Here is a 20309-nt window from a genome sequence, read left to right as displayed (position 1 = left end):
CTTCAACGAGTAAGGCGGACACCCTTTTGGGGCATCCGCCTTTATCTTTAGCGGCCGGACGTTCTGTGTCCGGCAAATGTCGAAGCGTCAAGCCCCGATGGCTTCCTTGAGCGGCTTGACCAGATCAAGCTTCTCCCAGGAGAAGGAGCCGTCACGGCCGGCCTTGCGACCAAAGTGGCCATAGGCCGCGGTCTTGGCGTAGATCGGCTTGTTGAGGTCGAGGTGGCGACGGATGCCGGTCGGCGACAGGTCCATCGTCTTGCGGATCGCATCTTCCACCTGGTCCTCGGAGACCTTGCCGGTGCCGTGCAGGTCGACATAGACCGAGAGCGGCTGGGCAACGCCGATGGCGTAGGAAAGCTGGATCGTGCAACGGTCGGAAAGACCGGCAGCAACGACGTTCTTGGCGAGGTAACGGGCCGCGTAGGCAGCCGAGCGGTCGACCTTGGTCGTGTCCTTGCCCGAGAAGGCGCCGCCGCCATGCGGAGCTGCGCCACCATAGGTGTCGACGATGATCTTGCGGCCCGTCAGGCCGGCGTCACCATCGGGACCGCCGATGACGAACTTGCCGGTCGGGTTGATGTACCAGGTGCAATCGCTGGCGATCTTCAGATCGTCGAGAGCTTCGCGGATATAGGGCTCGACGACCGCACGAACCTTGGCCGAATCCCAGCTCTCGTCGAGATGCTGGGTGGACAGAACGATCGACACGACCTCAGCCGGCTTGCCGTCGACATAGCGCACGGTGACCTGGCTCTTGGCGTCCGGGCCGAGCTTGGCGACTTCGCCGTCGCCCTTCTTGCGGGCTGCGGCGAGCAGATGCAGAATGCGGTGCGAATAGTAAAGCGGCGCCGGCATCAGCTCCGAGGTCTCGCGGCAAGCGTAACCGAACATGATGCCCTGGTCGCCGGCACCCTCTTCACCCTGCTTGTCGGACGCGCTGTCGACGCCCTGGGCAATGTGTGCGGACTGGAAATGCAGGAGAACGTCGATCTTCGCCGTCTTCCAGTGGAAACCGTCCTGCTCGTAGCCGATGTCGCGGATTGCCTTACGTGCGGCAGACTTGAACTTCGAGGGGTTGATGACGTCGTTGCCGTCCTTGTCCTTCTTCAGAAGGCTCGGCGGCAGGCGGACTTCACCGGCGATCACAACGCGGTTCGTCGTTGCCAGCGTTTCGCAGGCAATGCGTACGCCCCAGGGATCGACACCGGTCTTGGCAGCTTCGCGATAGACCAGATCGACGATCTCGTCGGAGATACGGTCACACACTTTGTCCGGGTGGCCTTCGGCTACGGATTCACTCGTGAACAGGTAGTTTGCACGCATGCGGGAATTCCCCTCAAGAAGATAAGCGCTGGCATCGTGTTAGTGGTTTTGCGACCGAAAAACAAGCGAACAACGACATAAATATATCTTTATATCGACATCAGTGCCAATCACTTCGAATATCAGAGGAAAACAGCGCGCAAGAAAAAAGCGGCGCAAATGGCCGCTTTGTTTTCCAATTCCGGTGGGTCTTGGGACTATTCGCTTTCTGCTTCCGCAGCCAGCGCCTTAACGAGATCAACGAGTTTGCGGCGCACCTTCGGATCGTTGATCTTGACGAAAGCGCGATTGAGCTGGAGCCCTTCTGACGAGGAGAGGAAGTCGACGACGTAGTTCGAGCTCGAGGCTTCGGCCAGGCCGGAAGCGCCTGTGCTTTCGCCGGGAGCATCCTCGAAAAAGAACGAAACAGGGACGTTCAGGATGCTGGAAATGTTCTGCAACCGGCTGGCGCCAACGCGGTTCGTGCCTTTTTCATACTTCTGGATCTGCTGGAAGGTGATCCCCAGGCTTTCGCCGAGTTTTTCCTGGCTCATGCCAAGCATCGTGCGGCGAAGGCGAATCCGGCTACCGACGTGAATGTCGATCGGGTTCGGCTTCTTCTTATTTTCCATCATATCTGCATTCCTAAACACGCTGTTTCGTTCATCCACGGCTGGCGTGAGGACACCGCACACCGCTGCAACCGCAACGGTGACGGCAAAAGAGTCGCCACAGCACAAACCAATGGTTCGGACCACTATGCAATTTTAGGGGTTTTAGGTCAATTCTTCCTAATATTAAAACTAACGCGCGAGAAGACTGCAACCAGCAGGAGGAAAATTGCGCACAACCCAAAAATTCGGCTACGTGTGACCTCATCCGTGGGCGTAGGCATCCTTCCCGGCAGAATTGTGTCGACCACTCCCCTATAATTGTAGGCCAATCCTACCACTAAAACCCCACGTGCATCAACAATTGCTGATATACCATTATTGGCCGCACGGATAAGGGGTATTCCTCCCTCAACTGCACGCAATTGCGCCTGATGGAAGTGCTGGCGGGGCCCCGGCGTGTCGCCAAACCAGGCATCATTGGTGATATTGAGCAGTGCGTCGGCGATGCGCGCATCAGCCCCGATCTCGTCGGGGAAGATCGCCTCGTAGCAAATGAGCGGGTAGAATGTGCGCCCGCCGGGCAAGGTCAGCAGGGAACGGGTCTTGGCGGCCGAGAACCCGCCCGGCATGGCGGCTGCAACCGAGTTCAGTCCCCAGGACGAGAGCAAGTCCTCGAACGGCAGATACTCGCCGAAAGGAACGAGGTGCACTTTGTCGGCAGCGCCGATGATCTGCCCGCGTCCATCGATGACGTAGATCGAGTTGTAATAGCGTGGCGGCAGGCCGGCGCCGGCATCTTCCGCCCGCACCGCGCCTGCAATGAGGATCTGCCCGTCGTCGAGCACTTCGGCAATGCGGGCGAGCGCATCTGGGCTGTCGGTGAGGATGAACGGGATCGAGGTTTCGGGCCAGACGACGATATCGGCCTTCTTGGCTCCGCCTTCGGCTGGCGTCGCGGTCAAAGCGAGATGCTCCTCGAAGATGGCCCCGCGCTCGCTATCATCGAGCTTCCTTGCCTGATCGATAACCGGCTGGACGAGGCGAACGGCAAGCGGCTGATCCCGCCCGGAGGGTGCCGGCATGGCAAGCCGATAAAAGCCGAAGCCGATATGTGCCACACAAAGAGCGACGGCAAGGCTGAGACCAATACGACTGCCCTTGCCTGTTGCGATCAGGGCGGGTGCCGCAAAGACGAAGACCGCCAGCATGTTGATGGTCGCGAGGCTGACGACGCTTGCCGACTGCATCATCAGCGGCATCGGCATCGCCGCATAGCCGATCGCATTCCAAGGAAACCCGGTGAAGATGACGGAGCGCAGCCATTCGGCGAGGCCAAAGGCCAACGCCAGTGCCGCGATCCGGCCCACGCCATCCGACCAGAGGATGCGGGCAATCAGCGCGGCGAGCGCGTAGAACAGGGCCAGGAACGCCGGAAGCCCGACAACGGCAAGCGGCAACGCCCAGGCGAAGCTGTCGGCCTCCACCAGCAGCGCGTTGCCAAGCCACCAGAGGCCGCCGAGGAAATAGCCGAAGCCGAACGCCCAGCCGATTGAGATCGCCGGCCAGAGCCGCCGGATCAGGCCGCTGTCCGGGTGGCCGGTTGCGCCGTCGAGCAGCCAGACGAGGATCGGAAAGGAGAGGAAGGCGGCCGCAAAGATGCCGAACGGCGGCTGTGTGAGAACAGCCAGGAGCCCCGCGACAAATGCGAGAAACAGCCGGGGCGCGCCCGACAGAAGCATGGTCCTGCCAGCCAGTCTTTCCATGCAGCCTCCTGTTGGCGCAGGCAGCAGAACACGGGCGCCGCGCGGGAAGAACAACCGAATCAGTTGCCGGCAGTCTTCCAAAAAAGTGGCTGCTTGTCCCCTTTACAGCGCCGCGCGTCTATTTAGACGCGCAAAGGTCGCTGTAACACTTTGAGTTGCTGCATAATTTTCTCCTTAAATCGATTCCGATTTAAGGAATTATGCAGTGAGCATTCGGTTCACGGAAAGCCTATTGCTCGCTGGCCGCCGCCTGCTGCGGCTCGGTGCCATTGCCGCGATTGGCGGGCGCCTGTTCCTGTGCCAGTTCGCTTTCGGAGCGCACCACGCGGCGACGCGCCGGCGGACGCTTGCGCATGATGCGCACGCGCTTGACGCGTCGAGGATCGGCGTCGAGGATCTGGAACTCGAAACCAGGCAGCGCCTGCACCACCTCGCCCCGGACCGGGATCCGCCCCAGCGACGCGAAGATCAGTCCGCCGAGCGTATCGACATCCTCAAGCTGTTCGCGGACGTCGAAATCGGAGCCGATCGCCGCGGCGATCTCCTCCAGTTCAACACGGGCATCGGCGACAAAAACATCCTCGGAGGTCTTGGCGAACATGACCTCGTCGTCGTCGTGCTCGTCCTCGATGTCGCCGACGACCATCTCGACGATGTCTTCCAGCGAAACGAGACCATCCGTGCCGCCATACTCGTCGATGACAAGCGCCATCTGGATGCGGGCGGCCTGCATGCGCTGCATCAGGTCCGAGGCGAGCATCGACGGCGGCACGAACAGGAGCTGGCGGATAATGCCCGCTTCCTCCAGCGACTTGCCGAGATCGACACGCGACAGATCAAAGGTCGCCTTCGGCGACCTTTGGGCCTTCTCAGTCGAGGTGGACGCGCTGGCTGCCTGCGCCTTGCCGGTGCGGCGGCGGTTGCGGGCCTGCTTGGTCACATAGGCGAGCAGGTCGCGAATATGGACCATGCCGCGCGGATCATCGAGGCCTTCGTTGTACACCGGCATGCGCGAGCGGCCGGACTCCTCGAAGATCACCATCAGCTCGCCGATGGTGATGCTCTGGTCGACCGCCTCGATATCGGCGCGCGGAACCATCACGTCTTCGACGCGGACTTCGCGGAAGCGCAGGATGTTGTTGAGCATCGCCCGTTCTTCGGGGGAAAATGCCGTGTTGCTGTCGGCGTCCGTCAGCAGCGCGTCAGCAAGGTCCTCGCGTAAGCTCGAAGGATTTGCGCCGCGCAGAATGCGCGCGGCTCGGCTCCAGAAGGACGATGTGGATTTGGTGCCCTCTTGTCGAGTGGCGGTGCTACTACTGCCCGCCTCCGCCTCTCCGGAGGCATCGGCCTCCTCGGTCGCCAGTGCGACGGGCTGTGTTTTAAAGTCGCTCATTGGTCCAACTGTTAATCCGGGGATCGGTCCCCGTAGGGATCAGATAAGCCAAGACGCGCCAAAATGCGAGTCTCCAGGCTTTCCATTCTTTCGGCTTCATCATCTACCATATGATCATAACCGAAAAGATGCAGGAATCCATGCACGAGAAGATGCGTCAGATGCGCGTCGAACGACTTCTCCAATTCCTGCGCTTCCCGCTCCAGCGTCTCGCGCGCCACGATGATGTCGCCAAGCATCGGCCCCGGCATCTTGCCGGGGGTCACGGGAAAGGCCGGGAAGGACAGAACGTTGGTCGGCTTGTCCTGCTTGCGCCACTCGGCATTGATCGACCGCATGGAAGCATCGTCGGTGAAAACCAGGGACACTTCGGGCGGCATCTTCGGAAGCGGCTGGCCTTCTTGCGCGACGAGGAAAGCGGCCGCAGCCTCGAGCACCGGCGACGAAAGGGCGAGAAGCGTCTCTTCGTCGGGCCAATCGCCCTCTTCGACGCTGATCTGGATATCCAATGCGGTCATGATCGCGACAACCGCCGATCAGCGGTCGCCCTGCTCGCTTTCATCGTGCACGGCCGTCTGCGCCTCGTAGGCCCGGACGATACGCGCCACCATCGGGTGGCGCACGACGTCGACGTCCTTGAACCGGACGACCGAGACGCCCTCGACGCCGCGCAGGATCTGCAAGGCTTCGACCAGCCCGGATTTGACGCCGCGCGGCAGGTCGACCTGGCTCGGGTCACCCGTCACGATCATCCGGCCGTTTTCGCCGAGACGGGTCAGGAACATCTTCATCTGCATCGATGTGGTGTTCTGGGCCTCGTCGAGGATGACGGCGGCATTGGCGAGCGTCCGACCGCGCATGAAGGCCAGCGGCGCGATTTCGATGACGCCTGCCGTGATGGCGCGCTCGACCTTGTCGCCCGGCATCATGTCATAGAGCGCATCGTAGAGGGGCCTCAGATAGGGATCGACCTTCTCCTTCATGTCGCCCGGCAGGAAGCCAAGGCGTTCGCCGGCTTCGACGGCCGGACGGGAGAGCACGATGCGGTCAACCGCGCCACGCTCCAGAAGCTGTGCCGCATGCGCAACGGCGAGATAGGTCTTGCCGGTACCGGCCGGGCCGACGCCGAAGACGAGTTCGGCACGCTCCAGCGCGCGGATATAGGCATCCTGCGTCGGCGTGCGGGCGACGATCGTCTTCTTGCGCGTTGAAATCTGCGCCATCGTCAATTTGGCTTTGCGCTCCATGGTCGGCAATTGCAGTTGGTCGTCGGCTGCGACCGCCATGCGGATCGCGCCTTCCACATCCGACGTATCGATCGTTCCGCCGCTCTGCAACCGTCCATATAGAAAATCGAGTGCGCGACGCGCCTGATTGGTGGCGACGACATCGCCGGAGATCGCAACGGAATTGCCGCGGGGGTGCGCTTCGATCCGGAGCCGCTCCTCAAGGAGCTTCAGATTCTGGTCGAACTGCCCGAAGAGTTCGCTGGCGAACCGGTTGTTCTCGAAAGTGAGCACGAAGTGATTGGCGTCTGTCGCAGTTGTTTTCGACTGGCGCGATGATGAAGAAATCAGTTCGTGTCCGTTCAAGCGGTTCAGGCTCCTGTTTTCGGTCCTTACCCGATCATCTCGGCAAACAGACTGTTCGGCCCGGCCTTGATGATTCGCACCTTGATAATGTCACCGATTTGCGATGCTTTTGCATCAACATTCACAGGCTGAAGCCAGGGGGACCGGCCGACGAGCTGCCCGGGCATGCGGCCCGGCTTCTCCAAAAGCAGGTCGATTTCGCGCCCGACACAGGATTCGGCAAAGGCGCGCTGCTGCGAAATCAGCAAAGCCTGCAATCTTTCCAGACGCTTGGCCTTGACGTCCTCGGGAACCTGATCGTCGAGCTCCGCGCCGGGCGTGCCCGGACGGGTCGAATATTTGAACGAAAATGCCTGTGCATAACCCACGGCCTCGACCAACCTCATGGTCGCTTCGAAGTCCTCGTCGGTCTCGCCGGGGAAGCCGACGATGAAATCGCCCGACAAAGCGAGGTCCGGCTGCACGGCGCGGATGCGCTCGATCAGCGCCAGATACTCGGCGGCCGTATGCCGCCTGTTCATCGCCTTGAGGATGCGGTCGGAGCCTGCCTGGACCGGCAGGTGCAGATAGGGCATCAGCTTCGGCATCGATCGATGCGCCTCGATGAGGCTGTCGTCCATGTCGCGCGGATGGCTGGTGGTGTAACGCAGCCGCGCCAACCCCTCGATGTCGCCGAGACACTGCAGGAGGTCACCAAGCCCCCATTCGCGGCCGTCGGGACCGAGGCCATGCCAGGCGTTGACGTTCTGGCCGAGCAGGGTGATCTCGCGCACGCCGGCCTCGACCAGCTTCTCCGCTTCCGAAACGATCTGTGCGACGGGACGGGAGACTTCCGATCCGCGCGTATAGGGAACGACACAGAAGGTGCAGAACTTGTCGCAGCCTTCCTGCACGGTCAGGAACGCCGTGACGCCGCGCGCACGGGTCCTGGCCTTGTCGGGTGCCGGCAGATGCTCGAACTTGTCCTCGACGGCGTAGTCGGTCTGGACGACGCGCTCGCCGTTGCGCGCGCGCTTCAGCGCTTCCGGCAGCCGGTGATAGGTGGTCGGTCCGATGACGAGGTCGACGGCCGGCGCGCGGCGCAGGATCTCGTTGCCCTCCGCCTGGGCAACGCAGCCGGCGACGCCGATCACCATCTCGCGGCCCTCGAGCGCCTTTGCCTTCTTCAGATCGCGCAGCCGGCCGAGCTCGGAATAGACCTTCTCTGCCGCCTTTTCGCGGATATGACAGGTGTTGAGCAAGACGAAATCGGCATCCTCCAGCACATCCGTCGAGACATAGCCGTCACGCGTCAACGCATCCGACATGCGGTCGGAATCGTAGACGTTCATCTGACAGCCATAGGTTTTTACGAAAACCTTGCGGGCCGGCGTGCGTTCGTCGCCCGTTGCGGGCGTCGTCAGAAGAGCTGTTTCCTGGGTCATGCCGGTTCTTTAGTGCAAAGCGGCCCAAAGTTGAAGTATTTTCGCCTGTTGGCTTTCACGCGCCGACAGCGTCAGGCCCGTCCGCGCAGGCGGTCCGACAGCATCGACCGTATCCGTTGCTCGATCACGCGGCTGACTTCCTTGCGGTTGGTATGGTGGTCGTAATCAACGGCCTCGCCGAAATCGACATCGACCTCGATCGCGCCTTCCCGCAGGATACCGAGCAGATGCGGCGCCAGGCCGGTATCGCCCGGCCAGGCGGCGATCGGCCGGTTGAAGCGTCCCATCGGCATTCCGTGGATACCCGTATAGGAGATCGCGACCGGCTGGACGTGAACCATGCCCGTCGGCGAATGCGGCACGGCAGACGCGGCTGCGCCGAACAGCGACGTCTTGATCTCGAGCAGGCGGTTGCCGTCCGAGGTCGTACCTTCCGGAAAGAGCACGACGATCTCGCCGTCGGCGAGCCGCTGACCGATCTCGCTGACCTGCTTTCCGGTCGCGCGCTTCTGCTCGCGCACGACGAAGATCGACGCCTGCAACCGCGCCAGAATGCCGAAGACCGGCCACTGCTTGACCTCGGACTTGGCGACGAAGACGACGTCGGCGACCGAAGACAATACCAGGATATCTTTCCACGACGCGTGATTGGCGCACAGAAGCAGCGGTCGGCGGCGTTCCGGCATGCCATGGACGCGCACCTTGATGCCGAGCAGGTAGCAGGCCATGCGGTGCCAGTAGCGCGGCAACAGGCGCCGCAGCTTCAGATCCAGCCAGAGGCAGACAATCTGGATCGGCATCAGCACGAGCGAGGCCAGCGCCAGCACCAACGCGAACAATGCGATCCGCAGCCAATTGATCATCGAAAAGGATTTCCTGCGCCGGTCACCCGCCACTCCGCATGGTTGCGCGAGGGTCCGGCTCATCCGGGGCGTGCCAAACCAATCCGGTTCGGACTAGCGAAGATCGAGCCGCATGACAAGCGCGGCAGTGCGCTGTCCTGCCTTGTCCTGGTAATAGGCACGGCGTTCGCCGACCTTGAGGAAGCCGAGCTTGCGGTAAAGCCCGATTGCAGCCTGATTGGTCTCGTCCACTTCGAGGAAAAGCGTGTCCGATCCCTTGACCGAAGCTTCGCGCATCGCGGCCTGCATCAGCCGCCAGCCGAGGCCGGAACGGGCATAACGCGGATCGACGCCGATCGTCAGGATTTCGGCCTCGCCGGCCACGGCACGCGACAGCACGAAGCCGCCAAAGGCAGGCCGAAACGATCCGTTGGTCTGGCGAGCGACAAAACCGAACACCGTTTCCTGGACGAGAAGCGCGTGGATTTCGCCATCGCTCCAGGGGGCCGCGAAACGCTGGCGATGGAGAGCGGCGGCAGCGATGAGATCCGGCTCTTCAAGCGGGAAGATGTCGAATTCGGTGCGGCGCGTGAAGTAGTCGGTGAAGCTCATCGGTGTCTATGCTCGGGCAACGGCAAAGCCCGCTTGCGGCTTGGCATCGGGCCCTCGAAGGTATAGCGGCTTCGGCTTGGCCGAGGCTGGATCTGCGACGGCGCCAAGCCGCGCGACAACGGCGATATCGGCGAGATCGGAAGTCTTGACCGGCGTTGCCGCGGTGACGAACCCAGCGCCCGAACCGGCGATGCACCCCTCGAAGCCGGCAAACCGGTCGCGGGCGGCCGTGACCGACAGCGCCTCCGGCTCGGTGACGGGATGGCCTGCTGCGTCGAATGCCTGGACGTAGACCTCGTCGCGCTTGGCGTCGATTGCGACCAGCACCGATTTGCCCGGTGCCGCGGCGCGGGCTTCCTCAGCAATAACGTGAAGCGAGGAAACACCGACCGTGGGCTTGCCGAGCGCGAGCGCCAAGCCGCGCGCCGTCGCGACCCCGACACGGATGCCGGTGAACGACCCCGGACCAATGGTCACGGCGATGCGATCGATATCGCCAAGCGGGCGATCGGCGGCTTCGAGCGCCTCGTCAACGAACTCCATCAGCCGTTCGGCGTGGCCGCGGCCGATATCGGCTCCGGACTGTCCGAGAATGGACATCGAACCGCTGTCATAAATGGCAGCGGAACAGCCGGACCCTGATGTGTCGATGGCAAGTACGATCATTTCAGTTGCAGCGATTTCCAGACGCATCATCCCGCGAGGCCGGATCGGCTTCGCGGTTACGCTTACTCAGCCAAGAGATCGGCTGCAACCTCCGAAAGGCGCAGCCGCTCGCCATCGCGATATCAGACGGCTTCGACGGCTTCTACTTCGGGAACGAAATGCCGCAGCAGGTTCTGCACGCCATGCTTCAGGGTCGCCGTCGACGACGGGCAGCCCGAGCAGGCACCCTTCATGTTCAGGAACACGGTGCCGTCCTTGAAGCCGCGGAAGGTGATATCGCCGCCGTCCTGCGCCACGGCCGGTCGAACCCGGGTTTCGAGCAGTTCCTTGATGGTAGCGACAATAGTCTCGTCGCCCGGCTCGAAGAATTCGTCTTGCTGATCCAGCTGCTCGGCACGGCCGGCTCCGGCCATGATCGGCGCGCCGGACATGAAGTGCTCCATGATCGAGCCGAGGATCGCGGGCTTCAGGTGCTGCCACTCCTGCCCTTCCTTGCTGACGGTGATGAAGTCGTAGCCGAAGTAGACGCCGCTGACACCGGGGATCGAGAACAGGCGGGCAGCAAGCGGCGAACCGGCGCGCGCTTCTTCTTCGTCACGGAACTCGGCAGTGCCGTTTTCCAGAACCACCTTGCCCGGCAGGAACTTGAGCGTGGCCGGGTTCGGCGTGGCTTCGGTCTGGATGAACATGTCTCTCTCCGTCTTGCCGGGATCGGTTCTCAACCGGCTCTTTAGAATAATTCAAAAGAATATAAGGGCTTCGTTCCGCCCTCGCAAGGGCGCAAAGAGACGCAGCTCAGCTGAGCGCGTCGATTTCCTCGTCGGTCAGGAGGTCCGGGATGACCGTAACGGGGATCGGGAAAGCGGCCGCCTTGCCGGCGATCGATGAGACCAGCGGACCGGGACCTTCCTTTGCCGACCCTGCGGCCAGAACCAGGATGGCGATGTCGCGATCCTCTTCGATCGCCAAATGGATCTGCTCGGTTGCAGCCCCTTCGCGGATGACGATTTCGGGTTCAATCCCGATGCGTTCGCGGACGGATTGCGCCACCTTGGCAAGCGTCGCTTCCGCCTCTTCGCGCGCTTCGGCACGCATGATTTCCTCGACCCCCAGCCATTGCTGGAAGTCGCCGTCGGCGATGACATAGAGCAGGACGAGACCGCCATTGGAATTCTTGGCGCGCATGCCAGCATAGTGCACAGCGCGGCCGCATTCCGGGGTATCGTCGATCACCGCCATGAATTTGCGGCGGTGACCTTCAAGTCGTGAGAGTCGGGTCGAGACCATACGGCGAACATTACATTCCAGATAAGCCGCCGCAAGGTCTCATTTTCGCCTTTTACTGCAGAAACCCGATGATTTCGCGAACCTCGCCCATCGTCTTTTCCGCACGCGCCCGGGCACGCTCGCCGCCGTTGCGAAGGATCGCGTCGATGTGAGCCGTGTCGCCCATCAGGCGGCGCATTTCGCCGGTGATCGGCGACAGAACTTCGACCGCCAGGTCCACCAGCGCCGGCTTGAACACCGAGAACTGCTGGCCACCGAATTCGCCCAGCACCGCTTCCTTGGTCTTGTCGGAAAGTGCTGCATAGATGCCGACGAGGTTTTCCGCCTCGGGGCGTCCCTTGAGGCCGTCGAGTTCGCTCGGAAGCGCATCCGGGTCGGTCTTGGCCTTGCGGATCTTCTTCGAGATCGTCTCGGCGTCATCCATCAGGTTGATGCGCGAAAGATCCGACGGATCGGACTTCGACATCTTCTTGGTGCCATCACGCAGCGACATGACGCGCGGCGTTGCGCCACCGATCAGCGGCTCCACCGGCGGGAAATAGGCATGGATCGGCTCTTCGCCGACGACCATATCGACGCCGTATCCACCACGACGGATGTGCTCCATGAAGTCGATGTTGAACTTCTGGGCGATGTCACGCGTCAATTCGAGATGCTGCTTCTGATCGTCGCCGACCGGAACATGGGTGGCGCGATAGACGAGGATGTCGGCGGCCATCAGACTCGGATAGGCAAGCAGGCCCAGCGAGGCGTTCTCGCGGTCCTTGCCGGCCTTATCCTTGAACTGGGTCATCCGGTTCATCCAGCCGATGCGGGCGACGCAGTTGAAGATCCAGGCGAGTTCCGCATGCTGCGGCACGGCCGACTGGTTGAAGACGATATGCTTTTCCGGATCGATGCCGGACGCGATGAAGGCGGCGGCGATCGAGCGGATCTGCCCCTTCAGGTCCTCGTGCACGAGCTGCGCGGTGAGCGAATGCAGGTCGACGACGCAATAGATGCAATCGTTGTTTTCCTGCAGAGCCACGAACTTGCGGATCGCGCCGAGATAATTGCCAAGATGGAGGTTGCCCGTCGGCTGAACGCCGGAAAATACGAGCGGCTTGAATTCGTTCATGTCGTCCTCAATAGGCTGGTGGAGGGCCTACTGCATGTTTCCTTAAATCGGGACCAACTTAAGGATAAAAACATGCAGCCATTCAAAGTGACAGCGACCTTGGCGCGTCCGACAGGACGCGCGGCGCTGTCGGGCTGATCGCCCATGTTGCTAACGGCATGGCTTATGCACGGCGGGCGGGGCGCAATCAAGTAGCGCGACGGCGAGTTCGCAACGCCGATTGAAATCGGCGTAGCGGCTTCGATCAGGCGTCCGCGTCCGGCATCGTCGACGGTTCAGCTTTGGCCTTTGCCTTGCGCTTCAGATTGCGGCGGATCATGCCGAGGTTGGCGCCGCCGATACCGAAGGCGATCGCGAAATAGATTACCATGGCAACGACCACCAGACCGCAAAGCGTGGTTGCGCGCACGATCAGCGGTGCTGCCGACGACACTTCGTAAGTCAGCCATTGAAGGGCGAAATGCAGTGCGGCGGCCATGCCGGCCGCGGCGATGACGAGTCGGGGAATACGGGTCAGCAGCGGGATGTCACGGCCCCAATGGCCGCGCCAGACGAGCATGCCGAACAGGAGGACGGCATTCACCCAGCCGGCAACGATTTCCGCGGTTGCGATGCCGCTTGCGCCCAGCCGCGGAAACAGCGTCAGGGCCAGTGACACGTTCACGGCAACCGAAATACCGGCAAAGATCATCGGCGTGCGGGTATCCTCGCGGGCAAAGAAGCCGGGGATGAACGCCTTGATCAGCACGAAGGCCGGAAGACCGAGCCCGTAGATTGCCAGGATATGGCCGACGACCACCGTCGACGACGCCTGGAACTCGCCACGCTCGAACAGGAGCCGGACGATCGGCTCCGACATCACGAGCAATGCTGCCGCCGCCGGCAATGTCAGGAACAGGGTGAACTCAACCGAACGGTTCTGCAGGTTCGACGCCTCGTTGACGTTGCCGGAGCGCAGTGCACGCGCCAGTTCCGGCAGCAGCACCGTCGCCACCGCAATGCCGACGACGCCGAGGGGAAGCTGGTAGATACGATCGGCATAGACGAGCGACGATACCGCGCCTTCCTGCGCCGAGGCGATGTTGGTGTTGATCAGGAGGTTGATCTGGGTGATGCCGCCGGTGATCGCTGCCGGCAGCGCCAGCACCAGCAGCCGCCTGACATTGGCCGTCAGCCGCGGGCGGCGGAAGCCGATCTTGATACCGGCATCGCGCACTGCGAGCCAGACGATCGCCAGTTGCACGAGGCCGGCGGCCATCACGCCCCAGGAGAGGCCGTAGCCGACGGCGATCGGATCCTGGCCGATATACCAGGCATAGCCGAGGATGCCGATCAGGATGATGTTGAGGAACACCGGCGCGATCGCCGCGGCGAAGTAGCGGTGCAGCGAATTCAGCATGCCGGCCATCATCGCGGCGAGCGACATGCAGGCGAGATAGGGGAACATGATCGTCGCGAAGACGATGGTATTGCCGAGCTTTGCCGGATCGTTGGCAAAGCCGGGCGCGATCAGGTTGCTGACGATGAAGGGCATCGTCAGTTCCATCGCCACCGTCAGGAACAAAAGCACGGTGAAGAGAACGCCGAAGACTTCCTCGGAGAAGCGCCGCGCCCCTTCCATGCCGCTCGCCTCGATCTCCTTGGCAAAGAGCGGCACGAAGGCGGAATTGAAGGCGCCCTCGGCAAAGAGCCGGCGAAAGGTGTTGGGCAGGCGGAATGCGGTGTTGAAGGCATCGGCGACCGGGCCGGTGCCAACTGCTGCGGCCATGAAGGTTTCGCGGATGAAGCCGAACAGACGGCTGCCGAGCGTGGCGCCGCCGACGGTTGCAAATTTCTTGACCAGACTCATGTTTCGGCTTTTGTCGTTCTTTGAGCGGAGGGCGTGCCCGCGGCAGGCGCGATGATGCCCGATGGCATCCGATCTCGAACCTCGTCGGCCTCGTCGGCCATGACGGCCTTGAGGCGGGCGGCGATGTTCATCTGGCGGTTCTCGCTGGTGACCTTCTGGCCGACGAGATCGGTGATGTAGAAGGTGTCGATGACCTTCTCGCCGAAGGTGGTGATGTGCGCCGAGGCAATGTCGAGCGAAAGATCCGACAGGACGGCGGTGATCTCCGACAACAGGCCGGGGCGGTCGAGGCCCTCGACCTCGATGACCGTGAACTTGTTCGACAGCGTGTTGCTGATCGTCACTTCCGGCGTGACGGTGAAGGCCTTGTTGCGCTTCTTGACCTTGGTACGGCTGGCAATCACCTCGGGCAGACGCTTGCGGCCGGACAGCACATCCTCGATCAGCTTGCCGATGCTGGCCGCCCGGCGCGTCTCGTCGCCGTCGACGGAAAACTCGCGATTGACCAGGATCGTATCGAGCGCCCGGCCGTCCGAGGTGGTGAAGATCTGTGCGTCGACGATGTTGGCGCCGGCCGCCGCACAGGCGCCGGCGATGACGGTCAACAGCCGCGGATGGTCGGGCGACAAGACGGTGATTTCGGTGATCGCATGGAACTGGTGCGTGCGCACCATGGTCGACAGCGCCTTGCCGGCGACATCGGCCTCGCGGATGAAGCGGGCATGACGGACCTGATCCTCAAGCGCCACGGTCAAGAGATAGGGCTGATAGTGCAGCCGCACATAGGCCTCGCGCTCGCTTGCCGGCCAGTCGGTCAGCGCGTCACACAGCATCGTCGCCGCATGCGCCGCACGCTCCTTGCGCGACAGTTCGGAGAAGCCGCCCGAAAGCAGGAGCTCCGTTTCATAATAGAGCGTGCGGAGCAGTTGCCCCTTCCAGCCGTTCCACACACCCGGGCCGACGGCGCGGATGTCGCATACGGTGAGGATCAGCAGCATCTTCAACCGGTCGAGCGATTGCACCCGCTCGGCGAAATCGACGATGGTCTTGCGATCGTTGAGGTCGCGGGTCTGGGCGACCATCGACATTGTCAGGTGCTCGTCGATCAACCAGGCGACAAGCTCGGTCTGCTTCGGCGTCAGGCCGAAACGCGGGCAGAGCCGGCGCGCCACCTTGGCACCGGCGGCCGAATGGTCCTCCGGCCGCCCCTTGGCGATGTCGTGCAGAAGCACGGCGACATAGAGCACCTCGCGGTCCTCGATGCCGGGCATCAGCTTGGCGACCAGCGGATGGGCGTCCTCCTCGATGCCGCGTTCGACGCGCGAGAGAACATCGACCGCCCGCAGCAGATGCTCGTCCACCGTGTAGTGGTGGTACATGTTGAACTGCATCATTGAGACGATCTTGCCGAAATCCGGAATGAAGCGGCCGAGCACGCCCGCTTCGTTCATGCGGCGAAGGATGAGTTCCGGCTTGCGGCGCGAGGTCAGGATCGACAGGAACAGCCTGTTCGCCTCCTCGTTCTCGCGCAACTGCGGCTTGATCAAGCCGAGCGAGCGCGTCACCTGGCGCAGGGCTGCCGGGTGGAACTCGAGATTGTTGATGTCGGCGATATGGAAGAAGCGCAGAAGGTTGACCGGATCGCGCTTGAACACATCGGGGCTCGCCAGCGCGATGCGCCCGCCGTCATCGACGAAATCGAGCGTGCCGGCGATCTTGCGGCTGCGATGGGTGAAACGGCCGATGATGCCGGAAAGGCCCGGCGCGTCCTTGGCCTGCTGATCTTCGAGCGCGGCACAGAAGATGCGGGTGAGATCGCCGACGTCCTTGGCCACCAGGAAGTAGTGCTTCATGAAGCGCTCGACCGCCGAAAGGCCGGGGTGGTCGTGATAGCCGAGCGCTTCGGCGATCTCGCGCTGGATATCGAAGGACAGGCGTTCCTCGGCCTTGCCGGTCAGGAAATGCATGTGGCAGCGGACGGTCCAGAGGAAATCCTCGGCCTTCTGGAACAGCTTGTACTCCTGCCTTGAGAGAACGCCGAGCTTCACAAGGTCGGCCGAATCCTTGACCCGATAGAAATACTTGGCGATCCAGAACAGCGTGTGCAGGTCGCGAAGCCCGCCCTTGCCTTCCTTGACGTTGGGCTCGACGAGATAGCGCGTGTCGCCGGCCTTGCGATGGCGCTCGTCGCGCTCGGCCAGCTTGGCGGCAATGAAATCCGGTCCGGTGTTGCGCACGATCTCGTGGTCGAAACGGGTCTCGAGTTCGGCGGCCAGCGTTTCGGAACCGCAGATGTAGCGGGTTTCAAGGATTGCGGTACGGATCGTCATGTCGGCGCGCGAGAGCCGGATGCACTCCTCGATCGTGCGCGTGGCGTGGCCGACCTTGAAGCCCAGATCCCACAGAATGTAGAGCATGAATTCGATCGCCGGCTCTGCCCAGACGGCCTTCTTCACCGGAAGCAGAAAGAGCAGGTCGATGTCCGAGCCCGGTGCCAACGTGCCACGTCCGTAGCCGCCGACGGCCGTCACGGCGATGCGGCTTGCCGGCGGTGCATTGGCCGCGTCGAAGACTTCGTTCAGCACGAAATCATGCAGCACGGTGATCAGCTGATCCTGCAGCCAGGAAATGCGTTCGGCGCAGAGAATCCCGCCGCCGTCGCCCGAAAGCAGCTCGCGCGCCTTGGCCCGGCCGGCAAGATTTGCCTGCTTGAAGGCGGCAAGCAGGGCCTGGCGCATCGGATCGCGTTGCTCGGCATGCGCCGCAGCAATGAAATCGCATTTCGCCCGGAGCGCTGCGACATCGAGAATTTCGGGAAAGGAAGTTTCTTGTCTGCCCATGAAGTGCCGAGGGGCGTCCTGTCCGACTGGTTGCGTGGTCCGCTGCATGAAGAGCGCTCCTGCATGCTCCCATCCGATCAAGGCCGAACCGGGACCGTGCAGCATTTCAAATTACTACCGGCTCATCGCCACGCCCTTTGAAGGCGCGCGGCGCTGTATAGCCTTTTTCGCCGGCACATGCACAGGAAAAACGGAACGCCCGTCAACGGGCACTCAGTTCCTTCTTCAAAGCGTAAAGTGCATCCAGCGCCTCGCGCGGCGTCATATCATCCGGGTTGAGCGCCTTCAGCGCCTCGTCAACCCTGGAGTTCCCAGCGGGTTTGGCCTCTTCGCGCCGGATCGCCACCTGGAACAACGGCAAATCGTCGATCAGCTGGCTTGCCGGATTCTTGCGATCGGCATCCTCGAGCTTGGCCAGCACGTCCTTGGCACGGGCGACCACCGAAGCCGGCAGGCCGGCGAGACGGGCGACCTGAATGCCATAGGACCGGTCGGCAGCCCCCGGCCCGACCTCGTGCAGGAAGATCACGTCGCCGTGCCACTCCTTGACGCGCATGGTCGCATTCGAGAGCCGGCCGAGTTTCTCCGAAAGTACGGTCAGCTCGTGGAAATGGGTCGCGAACAGTCCGCGGCAGCGGTTCGCCTCGTGCAGGTGCTCAACGGCTGCCCAGGCGATGGAGAGACCGTCGAAGGTGGCGGTGCCGCGACCGATCTCGTCGAGGATCACCAGCGAGCGATCGGTCGCCTGATTGAGGATCGCCGCCGTTTCGACCATCTCGACCATAAAGGTCGAGCGACCGCGGGCGAGATCGTCGGAGGCGCCGACGCGGGAAAAGAGGCGATCGACAATGCCGATATGGGCGCTTGCGGCGGGAACGAAAGTGCCCATCTGCGCCATGATCGCGATCAGCGCGTTCTGCCTGAGGAAGGTCGACTTACCGCCCATGTTCGGACCGGTCAGAAGCCAGATCGCCCCACCCTCTTCGCCCGCCGGCGGCGAGAGATCACAGCCATTGGCGACGAAGGCGTTGGCCGCCTGACGCTTCAAGGCTTGTTCCACGACGGGATGGCGGCCGCCTTCGATGGCGAACATGCGCGTGTGGTCGACGACGGGGCGGGCATAGTTCTGCTCTTCGGCAAGCGTCGCGAGGCCAGCCGAAACGTCGACGGTCGCCAGCGCCAGCGCCGCCGCCTTGATGACCTCGGCCGCCGCCACGACGTCCGCCGTCATCGCCTCAAAGGCGGCGAGTTCGATCGACAGCGCCCGATCGGCGGCATTGGCGATCTTGCTCTCAAGCTCGGCAAGCGCTGTCGTGGTGAAGCGCATCGCATTCGCCATCGTCTGGCGGTGGATGAAGCGCGCGCGGCCGGCGTCCGTGTCGGTCATAGAGCCGGCATTGCCCGCCGTCACCTCGATGAAATAGCCGAGCACATTGTTGTGCTTGATCTTCAGCGACTTGATGCCGGTCTCTTCGGAATATTGCAGCTGCAGCCCGGCGATCACCCGGCGGGACTGGTCGCGCAGCCCCCGCACCTCGTCGAGGTCGGCATTTGCCCCCTCACGCAGGAAGCCACCATCGCGCCTGAGCAGCGGCAGCTCGTCGGCGAGCATCGTATCGAGGTGGTCGAGGACGGCCGAAGGCAAGGCGTCGATCGCCGCGCGTGCCTCGACAAGCTCCTGCGAAAGATTGCCCGAGGCCATCAGCCGCGAGATCGTTGCCGCTGCCCTCAGGCCCGCCTGGATGGCGCCGAGATCGCGCGGGCCGCCGCGGCCGAGCGCCAGTCGCGACAGCGCGCGCGGCATATCGGGTGCGCGCCGCAGCGAATCGCGCAGGTCGCCGGCAAAGGACGGCTGGCCGGCCAGAAGTTCGATCGAATCCAGCCGCTGGTTGATGCGATCGGGATCGGTCAACGGCGACATCAGCCGCTCGGCCAAGAGCCGCGCACCGCCGCTCGTCACGGTTCGGTCGAGCGCTTTCAACAACGTGCCTTCGCGGACACCCGACAGCGTCTTGACGAGTTCGAGATTGGCGCGAGTCGCCGGGTCGATGAACAATGTCGAGGCCGCGCTCTCGCGCTCGGGCGTGCCGAGCGCCGGGCGTTCGGCAAGCTGGGTCTTTTCGACATAGGAGATGGCAGCGGATGCCGCCGCCAGTTCGGCGCGCGAAAAGCTGCCGAAGCCATCGAGCGTCTTGACGCCGAAATAGCGGGCGATGCGGCCTTCGGCGGTGGCGCTGTCGAACAACACGGCCGGCTGCGGCACCGCCACGCGGCCGAGTACGTCGAACACGGCGCGAAGTTCCGGATCATGGAAAACGGTGTCGGCGAGGATCAGTTCGCGCGGCTCGATGCGCAGGATATCGGCAAGCAACCGGCTCTCGCCCGTTTCGGCAAGCCTGAAGATGCCGGTCGAGATATCGATCCAGGCGAGCGCATAGGCCGGTTCGGAGCCGCTCTTGATGCGGGCGAGCGCCATCAGATAGTTGGTCTCCGATGGTGAAAGCAGCTTCTCCTCGGTGATCGTCCCTGGCGTCACCAGCCGGACGACGTCGCGGCGCACGACCGATTTGCTGCCGCGCTTCTTGGCTTCGGCCGGATCCTCGACCTGCTCGCAGACCGCGACGCGAAAGCCGAGACCGATCAGTTTCTGCAGATAATCGTCGGCCGCATGGACCGGCACGCCGCACATCGGGATTTCCTGCCCCATGTGCTGGCCGCGCTTCGTCAGCGTGATGCCGAGCGCCCGCGAGGCTTCGACGGCGTCCTGGAAGAACAGCTCGTAGAAGTCGCCCATGCGGTAGAAAAGCAGCGAATCCGGGTTGTTCGCCTTGATCTCGATGAACTGCTCCATCATCGGCGTCGCCGAGGAACGGCTCTCCTCGGTCGCCAGATCGGCTGCAGAAAACACCTCGCCGGAGCGGCTCGATTGGTCTGTGACGAAATTCATGATTGTCCCGAAAAAAGAGATGGCACACTATCCGCAAGCAATTATAGACGACAACCAT

16 protein-coding genes are annotated in these 20309 nt (G+C 62.7%); all 16 read right to left on the bottom strand.

All coding sequences use genetic code 11. The annotated features are described in order from the left end of the window. Positions 1–87: 87 nt before the first annotated feature. The 16 genes from metK to mutS all read right to left on the bottom strand — a co-directional run bounded on the left by metK (position 88) and on the right by mutS (position 20251). A complete protein-coding gene (metK, locus tag BC360_RS24245; RefSeq protein ID WP_065783286.1) occupies positions 88–1326 on the bottom strand; it encodes a methionine adenosyltransferase in 1239 nt (412 codons plus the stop codon). Positions 1327–1523: 197 nt separating this feature from the next. Next, positions 1524–1940, bottom strand: coding sequence for a helix-turn-helix domain-containing protein (locus BC360_RS24240; RefSeq protein ID WP_065783285.1), 417 nt, complete (start codon positions 1938–1940; stop codon positions 1524–1526). Between the two features lie 146 nt (positions 1941–2086). Then, a complete protein-coding gene (gene lnt, locus BC360_RS24235) occupies positions 2087–3682 on the bottom strand; it encodes an apolipoprotein N-acyltransferase (RefSeq protein ID WP_065797162.1) in 1596 nt (531 codons plus the stop codon). Positions 3683–3911: 229 nt separating this feature from the next. Beyond that, a complete protein-coding gene (locus BC360_RS24230; RefSeq protein ID WP_065797161.1) occupies positions 3912–5075 on the bottom strand; it encodes a hemolysin family protein in 1164 nt (387 codons plus the stop codon). Between the two features lie 11 nt (positions 5076–5086). Next, positions 5087–5593 carry an rRNA maturation RNase YbeY gene (gene ybeY, locus BC360_RS24225; protein ID WP_065797160.1) on the bottom strand — a complete coding sequence of 169 codons (507 nt, stop codon included), beginning with the start codon at positions 5591–5593 and terminating at the stop codon, positions 5087–5089. Between the two features lie 18 nt (positions 5594–5611). Next, entirely contained in the window at positions 5612–6667 is a 1056-nt protein-coding gene (locus BC360_RS24220) for a PhoH family protein (RefSeq protein ID WP_065783281.1), read from the bottom strand. A gap of 26 nt (positions 6668–6693) precedes the next feature. Then, entirely contained in the window at positions 6694–8091 is a 1398-nt protein-coding gene (gene miaB, locus BC360_RS24215; protein ID WP_065797159.1) for a tRNA (N6-isopentenyl adenosine(37)-C2)-methylthiotransferase MiaB, read from the bottom strand. Positions 8092–8162: 71 nt separating this feature from the next. After that, entirely contained in the window at positions 8163–8954 is a 792-nt protein-coding gene (locus tag BC360_RS24210; protein ID WP_065797158.1) for a lysophospholipid acyltransferase family protein, read from the bottom strand. Positions 8955–9047: 93 nt separating this feature from the next. Next, positions 9048–9545 (bottom strand): GNAT family N-acetyltransferase, encoded by a 498-nt coding sequence (locus tag BC360_RS24205; protein ID WP_065797157.1) that lies wholly within the window; start codon positions 9543–9545, stop codon positions 9048–9050. 6 nt (positions 9546–9551) lie between these two features. Further along, the gene (tsaB, locus tag BC360_RS24200) at positions 9552–10211 is read right to left on the bottom strand and encodes a tRNA (adenosine(37)-N6)-threonylcarbamoyltransferase complex dimerization subunit type 1 TsaB (protein WP_065797199.1); all 660 of its coding nucleotides are present in this window, start codon (positions 10209–10211) and stop codon (positions 9552–9554) included. 122 nt (positions 10212–10333) lie between these two features. Continuing rightward, positions 10334–10900 carry a NifU family protein gene (locus BC360_RS24195; RefSeq protein WP_065783277.1) on the bottom strand — a complete coding sequence of 189 codons (567 nt, stop codon included), beginning with the start codon at positions 10898–10900 and terminating at the stop codon, positions 10334–10336. A 106-nt stretch (positions 10901–11006) separates the two neighbouring features. After that, the gene (locus tag BC360_RS24190) at positions 11007–11498 is read right to left on the bottom strand and encodes a universal stress protein (protein WP_065783276.1); all 492 of its coding nucleotides are present in this window, start codon (positions 11496–11498) and stop codon (positions 11007–11009) included. A 52-nt stretch (positions 11499–11550) separates the two neighbouring features. Next, on the bottom strand, positions 11551–12615 hold the full coding sequence (gene trpS / locus BC360_RS24185; protein WP_065797156.1) for a tryptophan--tRNA ligase: 1065 nt from the start codon (positions 12613–12615) through the stop codon (positions 11551–11553). Positions 12616–12859: 244 nt separating this feature from the next. Beyond that, positions 12860–14464: a murein biosynthesis integral membrane protein MurJ gene (gene murJ, locus BC360_RS24180; RefSeq protein ID WP_065797155.1), complete on the bottom strand. Its 1605-nt coding sequence runs from the start codon at positions 14462–14464 to the stop codon at positions 12860–12862. Further along, positions 14461–17304 (bottom strand): [protein-PII] uridylyltransferase, encoded by a 2844-nt coding sequence (locus tag BC360_RS24175; RefSeq protein ID WP_083222713.1) that lies wholly within the window; start codon positions 17302–17304, stop codon positions 14461–14463. The genes murJ and BC360_RS24175 overlap by 4 nt, the downstream gene beginning before the upstream one ends. 202 nt (positions 17305–17506) lie before the next feature. Further along, on the bottom strand, positions 17507–20251 hold the full coding sequence (gene mutS / locus BC360_RS24170) for a DNA mismatch repair protein MutS (RefSeq protein WP_065797154.1): 2745 nt from the start codon (positions 20249–20251) through the stop codon (positions 17507–17509). Positions 20252–20309: the final 58 nt, after the last annotated feature.

The organism is Ensifer sp. LC163 (assembly GCF_001695855.1).
Lineage (GTDB): Bacteria > Pseudomonadota > Alphaproteobacteria > Rhizobiales > Rhizobiaceae > Ensifer.
The sequence above is the reverse complement of the archived record's forward strand: the minus strand, read 5'-3'. Positions and strand labels throughout refer to the sequence as shown.

Coding starts and splice junctions, on each gene's coding strand:
- metK (WP_065783286.1), bottom strand. CDS start 1,326: ATGCGTGCAAACTACCTGTTCACGAGTGAATCCGTAGCCGAAGGCCAC.
- BC360_RS24240 (WP_065783285.1), bottom strand. CDS start 1,940: ATGATGGAAAATAAGAAGAAGCCGAACCCGATCGACATTCACGTCGGT.
- lnt (WP_065797162.1), bottom strand. CDS start 3,682: ATGGAAAGACTGGCTGGCAGGACCATGCTTCTGTCGGGCGCGCCCCGG.
- BC360_RS24230 (WP_065797161.1), bottom strand. CDS start 5,075: ATGAGCGACTTTAAAACACAGCCCGTCGCACTGGCGACCGAGGAGGCC.
- ybeY (WP_065797160.1), bottom strand. CDS start 5,593: ATGACCGCATTGGATATCCAGATCAGCGTCGAAGAGGGCGATTGGCCC.
- miaB (WP_065797159.1), bottom strand. CDS start 8,091: ATGACCCAGGAAACAGCTCTTCTGACGACGCCCGCAACGGGCGACGAA.
- BC360_RS24210 (WP_065797158.1), bottom strand. CDS start 8,954: ATGATCAATTGGCTGCGGATCGCATTGTTCGCGTTGGTGCTGGCGCTG.
- BC360_RS24205 (WP_065797157.1), bottom strand. CDS start 9,545: ATGAGCTTCACCGACTACTTCACGCGCCGCACCGAATTCGACATCTTC.
- tsaB (WP_065797199.1), bottom strand. CDS start 10,211: ATGATCGTACTTGCCATCGACACATCAGGGTCCGGCTGTTCCGCTGCC.
- BC360_RS24195 (WP_065783277.1), bottom strand. CDS start 10,900: ATGTTCATCCAGACCGAAGCCACGCCGAACCCGGCCACGCTCAAGTTC.
- BC360_RS24190 (WP_065783276.1), bottom strand. CDS start 11,498: ATGGTCTCGACCCGACTCTCACGACTTGAAGGTCACCGCCGCAAATTC.
- trpS (WP_065797156.1), bottom strand. CDS start 12,615: ATGAACGAATTCAAGCCGCTCGTATTTTCCGGCGTTCAGCCGACGGGC.
- murJ (WP_065797155.1), bottom strand. CDS start 14,464: ATGAGTCTGGTCAAGAAATTTGCAACCGTCGGCGGCGCCACGCTCGGC.
- BC360_RS24175 (WP_083222713.1), bottom strand. CDS start 17,304: ATGGGCAGACAAGAAACTTCCTTTCCCGAAATTCTCGATGTCGCAGCG.
- mutS (WP_065797154.1), bottom strand. CDS start 20,251: ATGAATTTCGTCACAGACCAATCGAGCCGCTCCGGCGAGGTGTTTTCT.